Genomic DNA, 16,599 nt, shown 5'->3' with positions numbered 1-16,599 from the left:
TTGAACCTTGTACTGTGAGGTACCCTTACGGCTTATGTGTGTTTCCCCACAAGGATTTTAGTAATGTCCGAGCCAGTTAAACTGCGCGCTCACAACCAGGCCCATTGCAAGGATTGCAGCCTGGCCCCCCTCTGCCTGCCACTTTCTCTGAATCTGGAAGACATGGATGCGCTGGACGAAATTGTCAAACGTGGTCGGCCACTGAAGAAAGGCGAATTCCTGTTTCGCCAGGGCGATAAATTCGACTCCGTCTATGCGGTACGCTCCGGCGCGCTCAAGACCTTCAGCCTGAGCGACAGCGGCGAAGAACAGATCACCGGCTTCCACCTGCCCAGCGAGCTGGTAGGCCTGTCCGGGATGGACACCGAAAGCCATCCGGTTTCCGCCCAGGCGCTGGAAACCACATCAGTCTGCGAAATTCCTTTCGAACGCCTCGATGAACTGGCCTTGCAACTGCCACAGTTGCGCCGCCAGCTGATGCGCGTCATGAGCCGGGAAATTCGTGACGACCAGCAAATGATGCTGCTGCTGTCGAAAAAAACCGCCGACGAACGCATTGCGACCTTTCTGGTCAACCTCTCCGCGCGCTTCAGGGCTCGCGGGTTCTCGGCCAATCAGTTCCGTCTGAGCATGTCGCGCAACGAAATCGGTAATTACCTGGGCCTGGCGGTGGAAACCGTGTCCCGGGTGTTCACGCGCTTCCAGCAGAACGAACTGATCGCGGCCGAAGGCAAGGAAGTGCACATCCTTGATCCGATCCAGCTCTGCGCCCTCGCCGGCGGGGCACTGGAAGTCTGACCCCGCCCGCCCGCGCCGAGCCAAGCGGCGCAGGCGCGGGTATACTGGCGCGGCCCATTTGCCCGCCAGGACACCCTCACGATGGTCTTCGACAGCTTCGACATCAAATCCCTGATCCGCCCCGTCATCGACTTTCCGAAACCGGGCGTCATCTTTCGCGACATCACCCCCCTGTTCCAGTCGCCCAAGGCCCTGCGCCTGGTAGCCGACAGCTTTGCCCAGCGTTATGTCGAAGAAGACTTCAGCCACATTGGCGCCATGGATGCCCGTGGGTTTCTGATCGGCTCGATCATCGCCTACCAACTGAACAAACCGCTGATCCTGTTCCGCAAACAGGGCAAGCTGCCTGCTGATGTGCTGGCCGAGGGGTATCAGACCGAGTACGGCGAGGCCTTCCTCGAAGTGCACGCCGACAGCCTGTGCGAAGGCGACTCGGTGCTGATGTTCGATGACCTGATCGCGACCGGCGGCACCCTGATCGCCGCGGCCAACCTGGTACGACGCATGGGAGCGAAGATCTTCGAAGCCGCCGCCATCATCGACCTGCCGGAACTGGGTGGCTCGCAAAAACTGGAAGACATGGGCATCCCGACCTTTTGCCTGACCCGGTTTTCCCTGACTGAGCGCTGATTATCCTTCTCGCCGGCACGCCCGCCGCTACCGCCCCATGCAATGCGGCAGCGGCCTTGCCGGCAAATCGCGCTACAACCCCATCTGCTTGCTGATGATTTCGTTCATCACTTCCCGGGTGCCACCGCCGATGGAAAGGATGCGATTGTCGCGGTACAGCCGCTCCACCAGGCTTTCACGCATGTAGCCCAGCCCGCCGAGGATCTGCACCGCGTCATAAGTGATGCGGTCGGCGGTGTCGGTGGCCACATTCTTGGCCATGGAAATCTCCTTGATCACACTCTTGCCGACGGCCATTTTCGCGGCCTGCCGATACGTGAACTCCCGTGAGACTTCCAGCGCCGTGGCCATCTCCGCCAGGCGATGCTTGAGCACCTGAAACTTGCTGATGGGTTTGCCGAACGCCTCACGCTCACGCGCCCACTTCAGGCTCTCTTCCAGAGCCAGTTGCGCGGTCATGTTGGCCATCAGTGCCAAGGCGAGCCGCTCGCTCTGAAAGTTGCCCATGATGCAGGCAAACCCCATGTTTTCGGCGCCGATCAGATGTTCCACAGGCACCCGGCAATCATCGAAGAACAGCTCGGCGGTATCGGAGGCCCACCAGCCCATTTTCTTCAACTGACGGCCGACGCTGAAGCCCGGGGTACCCTTTTCGATCAATAGCAGGCTGATACCACCAAAGCCCGGCGCCCCGGTGCGCACCGCCACGGTGTAGAAGTCCGCGCGCACACCGCTGGTGATAAAGGTCTTGCTGCCGCTGACCCGGTAATAATCGCCCTCGCGCACGGCCCGCGTTTGCAGATTGGCCACATCCGAGCCACCGCCGGGCTCAGTCACCGCCAGGGCGCTGATTTTCTCCCCGGACAGTACCTGGGGCACCACCCGATCACGAACCTCCGCCCGGGCCCATTTGACGATCGGCGGCAAGCCGATATCCAGTGACCCCAAGGCCGCCACCAGGCCGCCGGAGCCGCTGCGCATCAGCTCTTCGCTGGCGGCAATCTTGGCGAACACGTCACCTTCATGGCTGCCGCCCAGTGCCTCCGGATAGCCGATGCCGAGGATCCCGGCAGCGCCGGCCTTGAGGTACAACTCGCGGGGAAAGGTCTCGGCCTCTTCCCACTGGTCGATATCGGGAAGGATCTCGCGCTCGACAAAACGTCGCACGCTATCGCGGATCAATTGGTGGCTGGGGTCGAAGTATTCCTGGCAGGCAGACATCGGCAAGCTCCTCTGAAGGTCGGAGGAACTTACCAAGCGCTTGCTTGGTTTTCAAGGCGGCGCCACGCTCGGCGCGCCACGAGTCCTTACAAGGCGATAGGTTTGCGCCCGGCGAACGAATGGGCCAGGGTCCCGCCGTCCACCAGCTCCAGCTCGCCACCCAGCGGCACGCCATGGGCAATACGCGAGGTCACCAGGCCCTTGTTGCTCAGCAGTTGAGCAATGTAGTGCGCCGTAGCCTCGCCCTCGACCGTGGGGTTGGTCGCCAGAATCACCTCGGTGAAACTGCCCTGTTCCTCGATGCGCGCCACCAGTTGTGGAATACCGATGGCTTCAGGGCCAAGGCCGTCCAGCGGCGACAAATGCCCCTTGAGCACAAAATAGCGGCCGCGATAACCAGTCTGCTCCACCGCGTACACATCCATCGGCCCCTCGACTACACACAGCAAGGTGTCGTCGCGGCGATTATCCGAGCATTGCGGGCACAGATCGTCTTCGGTGAGGGTCCGGCACAGCCGGCAATGACCCACGCCCTCCATGGCCTGGCTCAGGGCCAGGGCCAGCCGCGAGCCGCCGCTGCGGTCGCGTTCGAGCAATTGCAGGGCCATGCGCTGGGCGGTTTTCTGACCGACACCGGGCAAGGTGCGCAGGGCGTCGATCAGTTGGCGAATAAGGGGGCTGAAGCTCATGGGCAAAGGTCCGACAAAACAACGAGACGCGGTTTATACCCGCGCCTCCGATTAGCGTCAAATGCTCAAGGTTGCGCGACGCGCACCACCAGCTTGCCGAAGTTGCGCCCTTCGAGCAGGCCGATAAAGGCTTCAGGTGCCTGTTCCAGGCCATCGACCACGTCCTCCTTGAACTTGACCTTGCCTTCGCGCACCCAGGGCGCCATGGCGCTGACAAACTCCGGCTGGCGATCAGCGTAGTCATCAAACACGATAAAACCCTGGATGCGCACGCGTTTGGTCAGCAATGCACGTTGCAGCAGCGGCAGGCGATCCGGTCCGGGTGGCGCCTCCTGGGCGTTGTACTGGGCAATCAGCCCGCACAGGGGGATCCGTGCCTTCGGGTTGAGCAGCGGCAACACCGCATCGAACACCTTGCCGCCGACGTTCTCGAAATAGATGTCCACCCCCTTGAAGCAGGCCTGGGCCAGTTCGTCGGCAAAATCTGGGCGGTGGTGATCGATACAGGCATCAAAACCCAATTCCTCAACCACATACCGGCATTTCTCGGCACCGCCGGCCACCCCGACCACTCGCAGCCCCTTGAGCTTGGCCACCTGCCCTACCACCGAGCCCACGGCGCCGGAGGCCGCTGCGACCACCAGGGTTTCCCCGGCCTTAGGCTGGCCGATGTCCATCAACCCCATGTAGGCGGTCATGCCCGGCATGCCCAGCACCCCCAAGGCCATGGACGGGCTGGGCAGCCCCACCGGCACCGGCACCAGATTGCGCCCGTCGGAAATGCTGTGGCTCTGCCAACCGGTGGCGCCCACCACCAGGTCACCTTCCTGAAATTTCGGGTTGCGCGAGCGTTCGACCTGGCTGACAGCACCGCCGGTCATGACTTCATTGATCTCGACGGGCGCAGCATAGGACGGTGCATCACTCATGCGTCCACGCATGTAGGGGTCCAGCGACAGGTACAAGGTCTTCAGCAGTACCTGGCCGTCCGCCAGGTCCGGCAACGCCACGCGCTCCAGGCGAAAGTTTTCCGGCACAGGCGCTCCGTTCGGCCGGGAAACCAGAACCACGCGCTGGTTGAGGGTCAATGCTTGCGACATCAGAGGCGCTCCTTATCAAGGATTGAATGGGTCATACAGGGTGCAGACCGCGACATGCCGGGGGCGTTCGAAGTTTCTACCTGTTCATGCCAGGCATCGCCGGCGCCGGGCAGGTGCGCTGAAGCAAAAAAAAGCCAGGCTCGAAGCCTGGCTTTTTTGTACTACATCCGATGCGCTCGCGCGAATCAGAACGGCAGCTTCATGCCTGGAGGCAATTGCATGCCTGCAGTCATGCCGGACATTTTGTCCTGGCTATTGGCTTCGATCTTGCGCACAGCGTCGTTGACCGCCGCAGCGAACAGGTCTTCCAGTACTTCGCGGTCATCCTCGCTGACACCTTCAAGCAGGGTTGGGTCGATGCTGACACGCTTGACGTCGTGACGACCGGTCATGACCACGGTGACCATATCGCCACCCGCCTTGCCGGTGACTTCGGCGTTGGCCAGCTCTTCCTGCATCTTGGCCATTTTTTCCTGCATCTGCTGCGCCTGCTTCATCAGGCCGGCCATGCCACCTTTCATCATGGGAATCACCTCAAAGTACTTGGATAAACATCGCGCCCGGCCAACAGGACCCGGCGCCCTTCAGTTATTAGCCCTGAGTGACCAAGGCCTCGACAGGTTCAATAGTATCGTGCCGAACCACCGCGCCGAACTGTTGCACCATCTGCTGGATGAACGGATCGCCGTGGATCGACTCCTCGGCCTCGCGCTGGCGATTGACCCGCCGCCGCGATGCGGCCTGGGCCGGGGTTTCCTGCTCGGGCTTGATCAGCTCGATGCTGATACTCAAGGTGCGCTGGAAATGCTGATTCAGTGCATCGTTGAGCCGGCGTTGCTGGGTCGCGTTGAACAGCGCGCTGTGCGCCGGGTCCAGGTGCAGCAACCAGTTGTCGCCGTCCACCGCCATCAGGGTGCAGTTGGCGGCAATGCTGCCGGTCATGCCGGAAATCGGCAGTTTCGGGAACAGCTCCAACCACTCCAATGCCAGGCCGGTGGCCGGCATCGCCGCAGGCTCCGGTTCCGGCTCGGGGGCCGGTTCAGCGGCGTGCTCACTGGCCAGTTCGTCCAGGTAGCTGTAGGCCGAATCCATGTCCGGCTCAATATAGTCCTCGTCCAACGGCGGCTCGTCGTCCAGGTCGATACCTGGTGTCGCGGCGTCCACCTCGGCCACCGTCGGCTCCGGCACCGGCGCGCTGACCCACTCCGGCGCGTCCGGCACCACGCTGTCAGGCGTGGGGGTCGGCATCGGCGTCAGCTCTGGCTGCTCGGCGGCGGTTTCCAGCACCGGTTCGACAGCGGGCTGTTGCTCGATGCTCGGCTCAACCGGGTCATTCCACGGCAAGTCGACCAGCGCTTCGGCAACCGGCGGTTCGGGCGTCGGCTCGGGGACGACTTCAAGCGCTGGGGCCACAACGGCCGCCACTACCGGCTCAGGCACGGCTGGTGGGGCAGCCTGTGGGACAACGGGGGCGACAGGCTCGACAGCAGCGACCGGCGCCACCACTGCCGCTACGGGTGCAGCAGGTACGGTGCGCGCCACGGATTGAGCGGAATCAACTGTGGCTTGGCTGATCCCCACTGGCTTTAGCGCCTGCCTCGGCGCGTCCGCAGTGTCTGCCGGACGGAAGGCCAGCATCCGCAGCAGCACCATCTCGAAGCCGCCTCGTGGGTCCGGAGCCAGCGGCAGGTCGCGCCGGCCGATCAGACCCATCTGGTAATAGAACTGCACATCCTCGGCCGGCAGGGCCTGGGCCAGGGCCAGCACCCGGTCGCGGTCGCCATGGCCGTTGTCGACACCCTCGGGCAATGCCTGGGCAATGGCGACGCGGTGCAGCACGTTGAGAATTTCCGAGAGCACTCCATTCCAGTCCGGGCCTTGCTCGGCCAGGTGGCGCACCGCCTCAAGCAATGCCTTGGCATCGCCTTCGATCAGTGAATGCAGGACATCGAATACCTGACCGTGGTCCAGGGTACCGAGCATCGCCCGCACGTCGGCAGCCATGACCTTGCCTTCACCAAAGGCGATGGCCTGGTCGGTCAGGCTCATGGCATCGCGCATCGAGCCATCGGCGGCACGCCCCAGCAGCCACAGGGCGTCGTCTTCGAACGGCACGTTCTCGACGCCCAGCACGTGGGTCAAATGCTCGACCACACGCTCCGGCGTCATGTTCTTCAGGGAGAACTGCAGGCAGCGCGACAGAATGGTTGCAGGAAGTTTCTGCGGATCGGTGGTGGCCAGGATGAATTTGACGTAGGGCGGCGGCTCTTCCAGGGTTTTCAACAGGGCGTTGAACGAGTGACTGGAAAGCATGTGCACTTCGTCGATCAGGTAGACCTTGAAGCGCCCGCGGCTCGGCGCGTACTGCACGTTATCCAGCAGTTCGCGGGTATCTTCGACCTTGGTTCGGCTCGCGGCGTCGATCTCGATCAGGTCGACGAAGCGCCCTTCGTCGATCTCGCGGCAGACCGAGCAGGTGCCACAGGGCGTGGAAGTGATACCTGTTTCACAGTTCAGGCATTTGGCAATGATCCGCGCGATGGTGGTCTTGCCCACCCCGCGGGTGCCGGTAAACAGATAGGCGTGGTGCAGCCGCTGGCTGTCCAAGGCATTGATCAGAGCCTTGAGCACATGGGTCTGGCCGACCATTTCGCGGAACGAGCGCGGACGCCATTTACGTGCAAGAACCTGATAACTCATCGAAAACCGTCGCAACTGGGAAGCGGAAGCCGGTAATGCTAGCGGAGCAAGGGCGAAATTGCATCCGGTGTGCTCGTCTAATCTGGCTAAGCTGCATTTTGCGGGGCTGCAAGCGGCCTAATCACGGACGGAGATCGTATGCGCTTAACCTGGGGCGCCCTGCTACTGATCAGTGCCAGTACCTCGGCCAGCGAGCCGGCGCTGCGTTTTGCGATCGCCGATAGCTGGGCCATGCCCCTGGTGCAGATTGAGGCGGGCAAACCGACCCAGGGCATCCTCCACGACATGATGGCCAGCCTCGCCACCCAGGTCGGTCGCCCCGCCGAATTTCATGTCCTGGCACGGGCGCGGGTACAGGCCGCCATGGAGCGCGGTGAAATCGACGTGCGCTGCTATGTCGCGCAGTCCTGGCTGCCCAATCAGTCGGGCGACTACATCTGGAGCATTCCGCTGTTCGTGCAGCGCGATCTGCTGGTCAGTACCGGGCAAGACCCACAGGCGATCACGGCCGCGAACCTGCCGCCACAAAACATCGGCACGGTGCTCAGCTACACCTACCCGTCCCTGCAGCCGCTTTTCGAACGCGGCCAACTGGTACGCGACGATGCGCGCAACCAGGAACAGGTGCTGGAGAAACTCGGCGCCGGCCGCTACCACTATGCGGTCAGCAATCAATGGACCCTGAACTGGTTCAACCAGCGGCTGATGCCCGACAAACAATTGCACAGCGTGGCGGTCCTGCAGGAACAGGCCATCGGCTGCTACGTGCGCAATGACCCGCAGGTGCCGGTGCAAACCATATTGCGCACCCTGCTGCGGATGAAAATGTCCGGCGAAATCGACGACATCATCCAGCTCTACACCGGCATCCGCGAGTCAGCGGAGGCCGCGCCGGTCGCCGATCAGCCCTGAGCCTCACAACGCGACTTCCCGGGCCTGCCATTCCAGAGGGGCGCTGAAACTCGCCACCCAGCGCAGAATCTCCTGAGCCGGCATCGGCTGGGCAATGAAGTAGCCCTGGGCCACGTCACAGCCCAGGGCCATCAACACCTCCCCGTGCTCGCGGGTTTCCAGGCCCTCGGCCACCACCTTGCGCCCGAACGCACGGGCCAGGCCGATCAGCGCCTGGGCCAGGGCCAGATCGTTCTGGTCTTGCAGGATATCGGCGACAAATACCCGGTCGATCTTGATGGTCTGAGTGCACAGGCGCTTGAGGTAACTCAGGGAGGCATGGCCGGTGCCGAAATCCCCCAGGGAAAACTGCACGCCCAGGGCCTGACAGGCCTGCAGGCAATCGCTGACGTGCTCGATATTCTCGATCGCCACCGATTCGACAATCTCCAGGTCCAGAAACTGCGGCGCCACCTGCGGATAACGCGCCAGCAGCGCTCTGAGACGCTCGACGAAATCAGCGCGCTGGAAGTGCCGCGCGGCAATATTGACGCTGATCGGCCAACCCTGACCGCTCACTTGCCATTGCTGCAACTGAGTCATGACCTGATTCATGACCCACTCGCCGATATCCACGATCAGGTCGGTTTCTTCCACCAGCGGCAGAAACTCATTGGGACCCACCAGCCCGCGCTGCGGGTGCTGCCAGCGCAGCAAGGCTTCAAAACCGACCACCGAACCGGTGCGCATATTCACCTTGGGCTGGAAATGCAGGCACAACTCCCCGGCGTTCAGGGCATGGCGCACCAGCTCGACCGTCTGGTGCGTAGCCTTGACCTCGCGATCGCGGGACACATCGAACAGATGGAAGCGATTGCGCCCGCCCTGCTTGGCCACATACATCGCCTGGTCGGCATGGCGCAGCAAGGTATCGGCGTCGTCGTTGTCCGCCGGAAACAGGGTCACACCAATACTGGCGAAGACATTGATTTCCTTGCCCTGAATCGAATAGGGCGTGGAAATCGCACTCAGCACCCGGTGCAGGGCCGCCCGCAACTCCTGAACGTCGCGCACATAGCGCAGAATCAGCACGAACTCGTCACCGGCCAGCCGTGCCACCACATCCTCGCCACGCACAATGCTGCGCAAGCGGCTGGCCACTTCGACCAGCAGCAGGTCACCGCAGGCATGCCCATAACCATCATTGACCGCCTTGAAGCCGTCGAGATCGAGCATGCATACCGCCAGGGGGATGTCTTCCTGGCGGGAAAACGCCAGTGCCTGGTTCAACAGATCGGAGAGAAACGCCCGATTGGGCAAGCCCGTGAGCACGTCATGCCCCACCCGCCATTGCAATGAATGCAGGAGTTGGCGGTTTTCGCTGACATCGAAGCGGATCGACACATAGCGCATCACGCGCCCGGTAGAATCGTCGAGCAGCGGCACCATGGTGCTGTCGACCCAATACAGGGTGCCGTCTTTGGCCCGGTTGCAGATTTCACCCTTCCACACCTGGCCCAGGGCAATGGTGCGCCACAGGGAGGTGAAGAATTCGGGCGGGTGCAGGCCGGAGCTGAGGATCTTGTGATCGGCGCCCACCAACTCTTCGCGGCTGTAACCCGAGACTTTACAGAACAGGTCGTTAACGTAAGTGATACGCCCGTCCAGATCGGTCTCGGAAAAAATGGCGGCTGCGTCTACGGCCCTGCGGTATTTCTCATCCATGAGTCAGGCTCACTGTCGCTAGCGGTTGAACCGCTCGACCAGGGCCTGGGGCCCGGAAGAGATTCGTTTTGGATCCGGAGCACCGGGGCACCGGACATCGAGCCGCTGCTGCCCCGGAAAGATCCGTTCAACACAGGTAACCGGCAATTTGAGACGCACGTTAGAACTCCATGGAGAGCATTCCAAACCCATGCCGGGGTGGCCGGCTGCGGGCTGTTCGCAATGTACTTCGGGGCGGCAAGGCTCCACCGACACTGATGCCGGGGTTGCAGCCGTACAGCGGTTTGCGCGACGGTCGAGCTTCGGGTAGACGAAGATCAACTAGGATCAAACAGGGCACCGGGCACGGTGGCGACGGAGTGTTGGCGCAGGTTAACGAGACGTCCAGCGCGCGCCATATCCTCGGGTCCGGGCGGACAGGGCAAATGCAATGAGTTCCTGTTTCGCAAACTCCGCCTTCTGAAACCAGATCACCAAATACCTGTCCGAAGCGTCGATTCTACGAAATACATCACATTTTGCAAAGCAAGGTGATGAATCATGGTGTTGTCTAATGCAAAGATTTATCGTTAAGTTCTTGATTCTAAATGGGAATTGAGCGATGCAAATTTCAAGTTTGGGTCCAGCCATAAGACGTTATCGCAAGGTAGCGGGGCTTACTCAGGCTGAACTAGGTGAAAAAACCGGTTTTGACCCTAAAACCATCAGCCGCTTCGAAACCGGCACCTACACCCCCAGCGTTGAAGCTCTGTTTCTGTTTGCCGATGTTCTGGGAGTGAAGCTGAAAGCCTTTTTTGCCGATATGGGCGAGGAAGACGAACAGCGAGCTTATTTGTTCGGTGTCATTCACAACGCCCCCCCGAAGGATCTGGGAAAGCTGATAGCAGCGGTTGACCAGGCCTTGTCCAAGCCTTAGAGCCCAGTCATGCACGAACAAGGCAGGCTATCGCCCGCGATAATCTGCCTGGTTTTTTTCAACCACGACTCCTGACAGGAACTGACAGCTGCGCCACTTAAGCTGGTGGCCTCTGTTCAGCCACCCAGCACGGAAATCGGAGTCGCATGATGACCCACACCTACCTTCTGCTTTACGTCGACAGCCCGGCCACCAGCGCCCACTTCTACAGCCGCCTGCTGGACAAGCCGCCCGTGGAGCTGTCGCCGACCTTCGCCCTGTTCATCCTGGATTCGGGTCTCAAGCTCGGGCTGTGGTCCCGGCACACCGTAGAGCCTTCGCCCCAGGCACTCCCGGGCGCGGCCGAATTGGGCCTTGCGGTGGACAGCCTGGCCGAGGTCGACCGCCTGCATCAGCGCTGGAGCGAACTGGGCCAGCCCATCCTCCTCGCCCCCATCGCCCTGGATTTTGGCTACACCTTTGTCGCCGTCGATCCGGACGGGCACCGGCTCAGGGTCTTTGCGCTGACCCTCGACTGATCTGCCCCGCTGCTGGCGCGCCCCTGCCCTTGCGCCAACGCCCCTCCCACTGCATCGCCAGTACACTGCCCAACACTACGCAGGCCCCCAGCAGCACTTCGGGTCGCAACGGTTCGTGCAACACCAGCGACGCCAGCAGCATCGCCAGCGGTGGGATCAGGTACATCGCAATCGCCGCCCGACTGACTTCGGTGCGCGCCAGCACATAGGCCCACGCCAGGTAAGCCAATGCACTGGGAAACAGCCCCAGCACCAGCACCGCGAGGTTCACCCGCCATGTTGCCTGCACCACTGCCTGGGCCAGGCCCGGTGCATACACAGTCAGCAACAGAGTGCCGGACCAGACCATGTAGCACACCGTGGTCAGCACCCCGTAATACCCCGAGTAACGACGCTGCAAAACGAAATACACCCCCCAGGAAAAAGCCGCCAGCAAAATCAGCAGTCCCCTGGGCTCAATCCCGGCCAACCCACGATCGGCGCCCATCACCAGCAGCGCCCCGAACAGCCCGAGCCCCACGCAAAACCAGCGCCAGCCGCTGACTGGCTCCTTCAACCAGAAAAACGCGATCAGCGTGCTGAAGATCGGCGCCGACTGCGCCAACACACTCGCCACACCGGCACTGACCCCTTGCTGGCCGTAATTGAGGCTGACGTTATGCAAGGCAATTGCGAAGAATCCCAGCACCAGCAGCCACGGCAGATCGCGCCAGCGTGGCAGGGAGATCTTCATCACCAGGGCCACCCCGGCCATGAACACCGACGCGATGACAAAGCGCAGCAGCGCCAGGTGCCCCGGTCCATAGCCCTCGAGCCCGATGTGGATACCCACCGGGGAATAGGCCCAGCACAGAATGACGAAGGCGCCGGCCAGGACCGTTTTCAATATGGGGGAAATGTTCAAGGATGAAGTCCGGGTAGCCGAGGAAAGAACCTCAGTCTCGCGCCCTGCACACCTCACCACAATTGATGGATACTGAGCCAAGACCTCACTGGAAGTGAACGATGGAACTGGCCCAACTAAACATGGTGAGAGCGGTAGCGCGCACCGGCAGCATCGCCCGTGCCGCCCTGCAATTGCATTGCGTGCCCTCCAACATCACCACCCGGATCAAGCAGCTGGAGAGCGAACTGGGCACCGCACTGTTCATCCGTGCCGGCCGCGGCTTGAAAATCAGCCCGGCCGGGGAAATATTCCTCGGCTACAGCGAACGCATCCTGGCGCTGGTGGACGAAGCCAAGCGCGCCGTCGACCACAACGCCAGCCCCCGTGGCAGCCTGCGCATCGGCGCAATCGAATCCTGCGCCGGAGGCCGCCTGCCGCCGCTGCTCGCCGAATACCATCGCCGTTATCCCCACGTCATCCTGGAGCTGGTCACCGGCACCTGGTCCCAGCTGTTTGACGAACTGCAGCACCATCGGCTCGATGGCGCCCTGGTCGCCACCGACGCACTGCCCGCCAAATTGCAGCGCACCACGCTCTACAGCGAGCCATTGGTGCTGATCACCCATGCCTGCGCCGCACCGATCCTCAGTGCCGGCGATCTGCACGGCCAGACCCTGTTCATGTGGCCCAGCGGCTGCCCCTATCGCCGTGCCCTGGAAGACTGGCTGGGCGCCAACGGGGTCCAGGCGTCGATCACCGGCTACGCCAGCTGGGGCACCATCATCGGCTGCGTCAGTGCGGGTGCAGGCATGGCCCTGGTGCCCGAGGGCGTACTGGAGCGATACGCCCAGTCCGCAAGCTTGCAGATCTATCGCTTTGCCGAATTGCAGCCGGTGGAGAATCGCTTTGTCTGGCACCAGGAAATCCAGCGCCACACGGCACGTGACGCCTTTGCGCACCTGCTGCAGGAGCAGCTCCAAGGCTGATTCAAAACCGCCGCAACGCCCTGCCGTACTGGCGCAAAACGGAAAAATCCGATTGAGCTGCCCCCGACGCTGCCGGTATCCTGCGCATCTTTTTGTCACAAGATGTAAGGGAATACGATGAAATACCTGCGCCTCCTCCTGGCCGCACTGACCCTCTATGCCGCGCCATTCAGCGCCAGCGCCGCCGCACCTGCCGACAGCAGCGACGCCGACCAGGTGACCCCGGAGCAATTCCTGGCATCACTCTCGCCGCAGCACGGCAGCATCAAACTGCCTGGTGACATTGCCCGCCTCGACCTGAGTAAAGAGTTCTACTACCTCAACCCCACCGACACCGAAAAGCTCCTCACCGAAGGCTGGGGCAACCCGCCCGGCTTCAACAACCTGGGCATGATCGTCCCGAGCAACGTCAGCCCGCTGGCAGCCGAAGGCTGGGGCGTGATCATCAGCTACAACGACGACGGGCATATCTCCGACGAAGACGCGGCAAAAATCGATTACAACGACCTGCTCAAGCAAATGCAGGCCGAAGACGAAGAAGACAACAAACAACGCAAGGAACAGGGCTACGGCGCTCTCTACCTGCTGGGTTGGGCCGAACAGCCGCGCTATGACGCGCAATCGCACAAGATGTACTGGGCCCGCGAACTCAAGGCCGAAGAAGCCAAGGACAGCACCCTGAACTACAGCATCCGCGTGCTGGGCCGCGAGGGCGTGCTGGAGCTCAACGCGGTGGCGGCCATGGCCGACTTGCCGACCATCAAGCGTGAGATGCCGAAGGTGCTGGCCTCCACCAACTTCACTGAAGGCAACCGCTACGCCGACTACAACCCGGGCACCGACAAACTGGCCTCCTACGGCCTGGCAGCCCTGGTCGCCGGCGGTATCGCGAGCAAGGCCGGGCTGTTCGCCAAACTCGGCGTACTGCTCCTGGCGGGCAAGAAATTCATTGTGCTTGGCCTGGTCGGCCTTGGCGTGCTGATCCGCAAACTGTTCAAGAAGAAATCCTGAGCCAAAAATCGCCCCCGTACTGCGGGGGCGATGCCGGCCCAATCCCAAGGCCCTAGCGGATAAACGCCTTACTGCTTCGGCGTCAACTTCGCGTATTGGTCCTGGCTGATCCAGCCGCTGAACGATCGGTCCTGATCGTTGATGAACTCAACCTGCGCCCACCCCTTGTTGAAGCCCAACACCCCGACCACATCGTCCTTGACGAGATAGGCGCGATGCCCGGCCTTGGCGTCAGGGGCTTTTTGCAGGTACGCCTTGTCGGCGGTCACGGTGACCAGGCTGACCCATTTCTTGCTGGCGGTCCGGGTCAACTCCAGGCCGGTGGCGATCTCCGGCGTCAGCACACTGATGCAACCCGGGTGCTGCTGGCCTTTGCCGATGGTCAGGCTCACGCCCGTGGCGGTGGCTTCAAGGCTGCCGGGGTAGCTGACATCAAGCCAGGTGACCAGCGCTGCCTTGCGCCCCGCCTCAACCTTACCTTGCAGGTAAAAGGTGCAACTGCGGCTCACGCCCTCCCCCATCTGTTCGGAGTAGTAACCCTCGACCTGATGTTCCGGGGTTACCGCCAGCATCAAGGCTTCGTATTTGCCCGATTGCAGGGTTGATGTCGCCGCCAGCGCAGCATCCCCCAGGTACAGGTTGAAGACCGAAGCGGTCAGGACCAGCCAGGTAGAACGTCGAATCACCACGTTATTTTTTCCCTTTGAGTGCCGTGTCGGCATTTTCAATGCGCCTGCTATAAGCCATGGCGACAACGTCCTTGTACTTCATGCCCGTCATCAGCACCGCATTGCGAATGCAGCTTCCCCTGCGCCCAAGGCAGGCGAAATTCAACCGCAAGCACGATAAGCCTGAAGCATGGCATTCAAAAAAGGGAGAGTGATTCGAGAAAAGACTCGTTGAAGAACATCAACGAGTAAGCGTTATGGAGGCAACCCCACCAGCCACACCCCGGCACACAATGTTCCCGCTGTGGCTGCTGCCTTCCGGCTCTGACCAGGTTCACGGGTAATCGTTGCGGGGGGACCGATGGGGTCACCATAACGACGCTCACCTGACGGCGAGCCGCGCCATTGTACCTATCTGAGTCGAAGTTACAACCGCTGCATGCAGATTAAAAAATATGATGAGCTTCAAGCACTTGTCGCAGGAGCAGGCACGCTGCGGGCGGGCGTTGTGGCAGGGTGTTTCGCCGAATCCCGGGGACGGGTTGCTGATACGGCATGAGGCTGGTCGGGGAGCCTGGAAGGCTGGGCTGCCCCACCCGGCCTTCAGCAGCGGAGTTAGTCCAGGGCCAGGACGTCGTCGGCCTTGCCGCCTTCCTGCTGGATGACTAGGTGAATGAAGTGCAGCTTGGCAATCACCGCCGGCGGCAGGACGAAGGGGTAGAAGTCCGGCTGGCCCATGCTGCGCGACAACTCATTGAGCATGCCGGCCAACTCGATCCAGGCGTTGACGAACGAGAGGAAGGCCGGCCCGCCCGGGTGTTCGGGGTCATACAAGGTGCTCAAGGGAAACGGCTGGTAATCGAAATCCATCTCCCGCGCACTCATGCCAAAACCGAGGGCGGTGTCGACCGCGTCCATCATGTGCAGGTAATGGGCCCAGGTTTCCGCCCAATCCTCCCAAGGGTGCATGGTGGCGTAGGCACTGACGCAGTTCTGCTGCCAGTCCAGCGGCGCACCTTGTTGATAGTGACGCTCCAGCGCCTCGGCATAACTGGCCCGCTCGTCGCCAAACACGCCGCGAAACGGCTCCAGCCAATGGCTGTTGGCGATCAGGCGGTCCCAGTAGTAATGCCCCACCTCGTGGCGAAAATGCCCGAGCAAGGTCCGGTACGGCTCGCGCATCTGCACCCGAACCTTCTCCCGGTGCGCATCGTCGGCCTCTTTGATGTCCAGGGTGATCAGGCCGTTGGCATGGCCGGTGGTGGGAGCCTTGCCTTCAAGGTCGACACCGACGAAATCGAACGCCAGGCCGCAGTCCTCATCCTGGGTTTTCGGGATGACCTGCAGACCCAGGCTGACCAACTGCGCGACCAGACGCCGCTTGGCGATCTCCACCTTGCGCCACCGCTCGGGGTTCTCGGCTACCGACAGGTCAGGAATGGTCCGATTGAGGCTGCAGGCAATGCACAGGGTGCCCGCGCCATAAGCCGGCAGCAACCAGTTGCAGGCCGCCGGGGTATCAAGGTTGGCGCAACGACGAAACAACCCCGCCGGCGGGTCGGCATCGAGCGTCCAGGTATCGACCTCAAAACCAGGCTGCAAGGACGTCAGGCGGCTCTGCTCCGGCTGGTAACCCAGGGCGGCGGAACAGGCCAGGCACTGGCTGTTGCGAAAGAACAGCGATTGCCCGCAGCGGCACTGCCAGACTTTGCTGTTGCGACTCTGCCCGGCCATGAATGGCGCGGCGATACGAGAACTGAGCTGCTCGAAAAAACGGTACATGACGATCCCTCCCTGAGGCTTGCCAAGACTAGATCATGGGCAAGCTTCAGGGGTTCCAAGATTCGTTCGATTAATCGG

The 16,599-nt window shown here is 61.8% G+C and carries 16 protein-coding genes and 1 other RNA gene; 7 read left to right on the top strand and 10 right to left on the bottom strand.

Annotated elements, in window-relative coordinates:
• Positions 1–63: 63 nt before the first annotated feature.
• Positions 64–798 (top strand): Crp/Fnr family transcriptional regulator FnrA, encoded by a 735-nt coding sequence (fnrA, locus tag JFU57_RS17600; RefSeq protein ID WP_201130207.1) that lies wholly within the window; start codon positions 64–66, stop codon positions 796–798.
• Positions 799–879: 81 nt separating this feature from the next.
• The gene (locus tag JFU57_RS17595; protein WP_078471179.1) at positions 880–1,428 is read left to right on the top strand and encodes an adenine phosphoribosyltransferase; all 549 of its coding nucleotides are present in this window, start codon (positions 880–882) and stop codon (positions 1,426–1,428) included.
• Between the two features lie 72 nt (positions 1,429–1,500).
• On the opposite strand, the gene JFU57_RS17590 is transcribed toward JFU57_RS17595, so the two are convergent.
• The 5 genes from JFU57_RS17590 to dnaX all read right to left on the bottom strand — a co-directional run bounded on the left by JFU57_RS17590 (position 1,501) and on the right by dnaX (position 7,138).
• A complete protein-coding gene (locus JFU57_RS17590) occupies positions 1,501–2,649 on the bottom strand; it encodes an acyl-CoA dehydrogenase family protein (RefSeq protein WP_201130206.1) in 1,149 nt (382 codons plus the stop codon).
• Between the two features lie 86 nt (positions 2,650–2,735).
• Positions 2,736–3,338, bottom strand: a complete 603-nt coding sequence (gene recR / locus JFU57_RS17585; protein WP_078471177.1) for a recombination mediator RecR — start codon at positions 3,336–3,338, stop codon at positions 2,736–2,738.
• A 65-nt stretch (positions 3,339–3,403) separates the two neighbouring features.
• Complete coding sequence (locus JFU57_RS17580; protein ID WP_201130205.1) at positions 3,404–4,438, bottom strand: NADP-dependent oxidoreductase; 1,035 nt, start codon at positions 4,436–4,438, stop codon at positions 3,404–3,406.
• Positions 4,439–4,623: 185 nt separating this feature from the next.
• Complete coding sequence (locus JFU57_RS17575; protein WP_020300389.1) at positions 4,624–4,962, bottom strand: YbaB/EbfC family nucleoid-associated protein; 339 nt, start codon at positions 4,960–4,962, stop codon at positions 4,624–4,626.
• 67 nt (positions 4,963–5,029) lie between these two features.
• On the bottom strand, positions 5,030–7,138 hold the full coding sequence (gene dnaX, locus JFU57_RS17570; RefSeq protein ID WP_201130204.1) for a DNA polymerase III subunit gamma/tau: 2,109 nt from the start codon (positions 7,136–7,138) through the stop codon (positions 5,030–5,032).
• Between the two features lie 138 nt (positions 7,139–7,276).
• On the opposite strand from dnaX, the gene JFU57_RS17565 reads away from it, so the two are divergent.
• Positions 7,277–8,050 (top strand): substrate-binding periplasmic protein, encoded by a 774-nt coding sequence (locus JFU57_RS17565; RefSeq protein ID WP_201130203.1) that lies wholly within the window; start codon positions 7,277–7,279, stop codon positions 8,048–8,050.
• Between the two features lie 3 nt (positions 8,051–8,053).
• On the opposite strand, the gene JFU57_RS17560 is transcribed toward JFU57_RS17565, so the two are convergent.
• Positions 8,054–9,754, bottom strand: a complete 1,701-nt coding sequence (locus JFU57_RS17560; protein ID WP_201130202.1) for a putative bifunctional diguanylate cyclase/phosphodiesterase — start codon at positions 9,752–9,754, stop codon at positions 8,054–8,056.
• A 601-nt stretch (positions 9,755–10,355) separates the two neighbouring features.
• Here JFU57_RS17560 and JFU57_RS17555 point away from each other — a divergent pair.
• Positions 10,356–10,670 (top strand): helix-turn-helix domain-containing protein, encoded by a 315-nt coding sequence (locus JFU57_RS17555; protein ID WP_020300385.1) that lies wholly within the window; start codon positions 10,356–10,358, stop codon positions 10,668–10,670.
• A gap of 146 nt (positions 10,671–10,816) precedes the next feature.
• Positions 10,817–11,188: a VOC family protein gene (locus JFU57_RS17550; protein WP_078471171.1), complete on the top strand. Its 372-nt coding sequence runs from the start codon at positions 10,817–10,819 to the stop codon at positions 11,186–11,188.
• Here the strand turns inward: JFU57_RS17550 and JFU57_RS17545 are convergent.
• The gene (locus JFU57_RS17545; RefSeq protein ID WP_242487552.1) at positions 11,160–12,092 is read right to left on the bottom strand and encodes a DMT family transporter; all 933 of its coding nucleotides are present in this window, start codon (positions 12,090–12,092) and stop codon (positions 11,160–11,162) included. The two genes, JFU57_RS17550 and JFU57_RS17545, sit on opposite strands and share 29 nt — an antisense overlap.
• A 101-nt stretch (positions 12,093–12,193) precedes the next feature.
• Between JFU57_RS17545 and JFU57_RS17540 the strand changes: the two genes are divergently transcribed.
• A complete protein-coding gene (locus JFU57_RS17540; RefSeq protein ID WP_201130200.1) occupies positions 12,194–13,060 on the top strand; it encodes a LysR family transcriptional regulator in 867 nt (288 codons plus the stop codon).
• A 117-nt stretch (positions 13,061–13,177) separates the two neighbouring features.
• Entirely contained in the window at positions 13,178–14,071 is an 894-nt protein-coding gene (locus JFU57_RS17535) for a DUF2167 domain-containing protein (RefSeq protein WP_201130198.1), read from the top strand.
• 68 nt (positions 14,072–14,139) lie between these two features.
• Here the strand turns inward: JFU57_RS17535 and JFU57_RS17530 are convergent, their stop codons facing one another.
• The 3 genes from JFU57_RS17530 to JFU57_RS17520 form a co-directional block, all read right to left on the bottom strand.
• Complete coding sequence (locus JFU57_RS17530; RefSeq protein ID WP_446739673.1) at positions 14,140–14,730, bottom strand: hypothetical protein; 591 nt, start codon at positions 14,728–14,730, stop codon at positions 14,140–14,142.
• Between the two features lie 276 nt (positions 14,731–15,006).
• Positions 15,007–15,103, bottom strand: an RNA gene (gene ffs / locus JFU57_RS17525) — signal recognition particle sRNA small type.
• Between the two features lie 251 nt (positions 15,104–15,354).
• Positions 15,355–16,521 carry a zinc-binding metallopeptidase family protein gene (locus JFU57_RS17520; RefSeq protein ID WP_201130195.1) on the bottom strand — a complete coding sequence of 389 codons (1,167 nt, stop codon included), beginning with the start codon at positions 16,519–16,521 and terminating at the stop codon, positions 15,355–15,357.
• Between the last annotated feature and the right edge of the window lie 78 nt (positions 16,522–16,599).

The organism is Pseudomonas sp. TH07 (assembly GCF_016651285.1).
Classification (GTDB): Bacteria; Pseudomonadota; Gammaproteobacteria; order Pseudomonadales; family Pseudomonadaceae; genus Aquipseudomonas.
The sequence above is the reverse complement of the archived record's forward strand: the minus strand, read 5'-3'. Positions and strand labels throughout refer to the sequence as shown.

Coding starts and splice junctions, on each gene's coding strand:
- recR (WP_078471177.1), bottom strand. CDS start 3,338: ATGAGCTTCAGCCCCCTTATTCGCCAACTGATCGACGCCCTGCGCACC.
- JFU57_RS17595 (WP_078471179.1), top strand. CDS start 880: ATGGTCTTCGACAGCTTCGACATCAAATCCCTGATCCGCCCCGTCATC.
- JFU57_RS17575 (WP_020300389.1), bottom strand. CDS start 4,962: ATGATGAAAGGTGGCATGGCCGGCCTGATGAAGCAGGCGCAGCAGATG.
- JFU57_RS17580 (WP_201130205.1), bottom strand. CDS start 4,438: ATGTCGCAAGCATTGACCCTCAACCAGCGCGTGGTTCTGGTTTCCCGG.
- JFU57_RS17535 (WP_201130198.1), top strand. CDS start 13,178: ATGAAATACCTGCGCCTCCTCCTGGCCGCACTGACCCTCTATGCCGCG.
- fnrA (WP_201130207.1), top strand. CDS start 64: ATGTCCGAGCCAGTTAAACTGCGCGCTCACAACCAGGCCCATTGCAAG.
- JFU57_RS17590 (WP_201130206.1), bottom strand. CDS start 2,649: ATGTCTGCCTGCCAGGAATACTTCGACCCCAGCCACCAATTGATCCGC.
- JFU57_RS17520 (WP_201130195.1), bottom strand. CDS start 16,521: ATGTACCGTTTTTTCGAGCAGCTCAGTTCTCGTATCGCCGCGCCATTC.
- dnaX (WP_201130204.1), bottom strand. CDS start 7,138: ATGAGTTATCAGGTTCTTGCACGTAAATGGCGTCCGCGCTCGTTCCGC.
- JFU57_RS17560 (WP_201130202.1), bottom strand. CDS start 9,754: ATGGATGAGAAATACCGCAGGGCCGTAGACGCAGCCGCCATTTTTTCC.
- JFU57_RS17550 (WP_078471171.1), top strand. CDS start 10,817: ATGATGACCCACACCTACCTTCTGCTTTACGTCGACAGCCCGGCCACC.
- JFU57_RS17555 (WP_020300385.1), top strand. CDS start 10,356: ATGCAAATTTCAAGTTTGGGTCCAGCCATAAGACGTTATCGCAAGGTA.
- JFU57_RS17540 (WP_201130200.1), top strand. CDS start 12,194: ATGGAACTGGCCCAACTAAACATGGTGAGAGCGGTAGCGCGCACCGGC.
- JFU57_RS17565 (WP_201130203.1), top strand. CDS start 7,277: ATGCGCTTAACCTGGGGCGCCCTGCTACTGATCAGTGCCAGTACCTCG.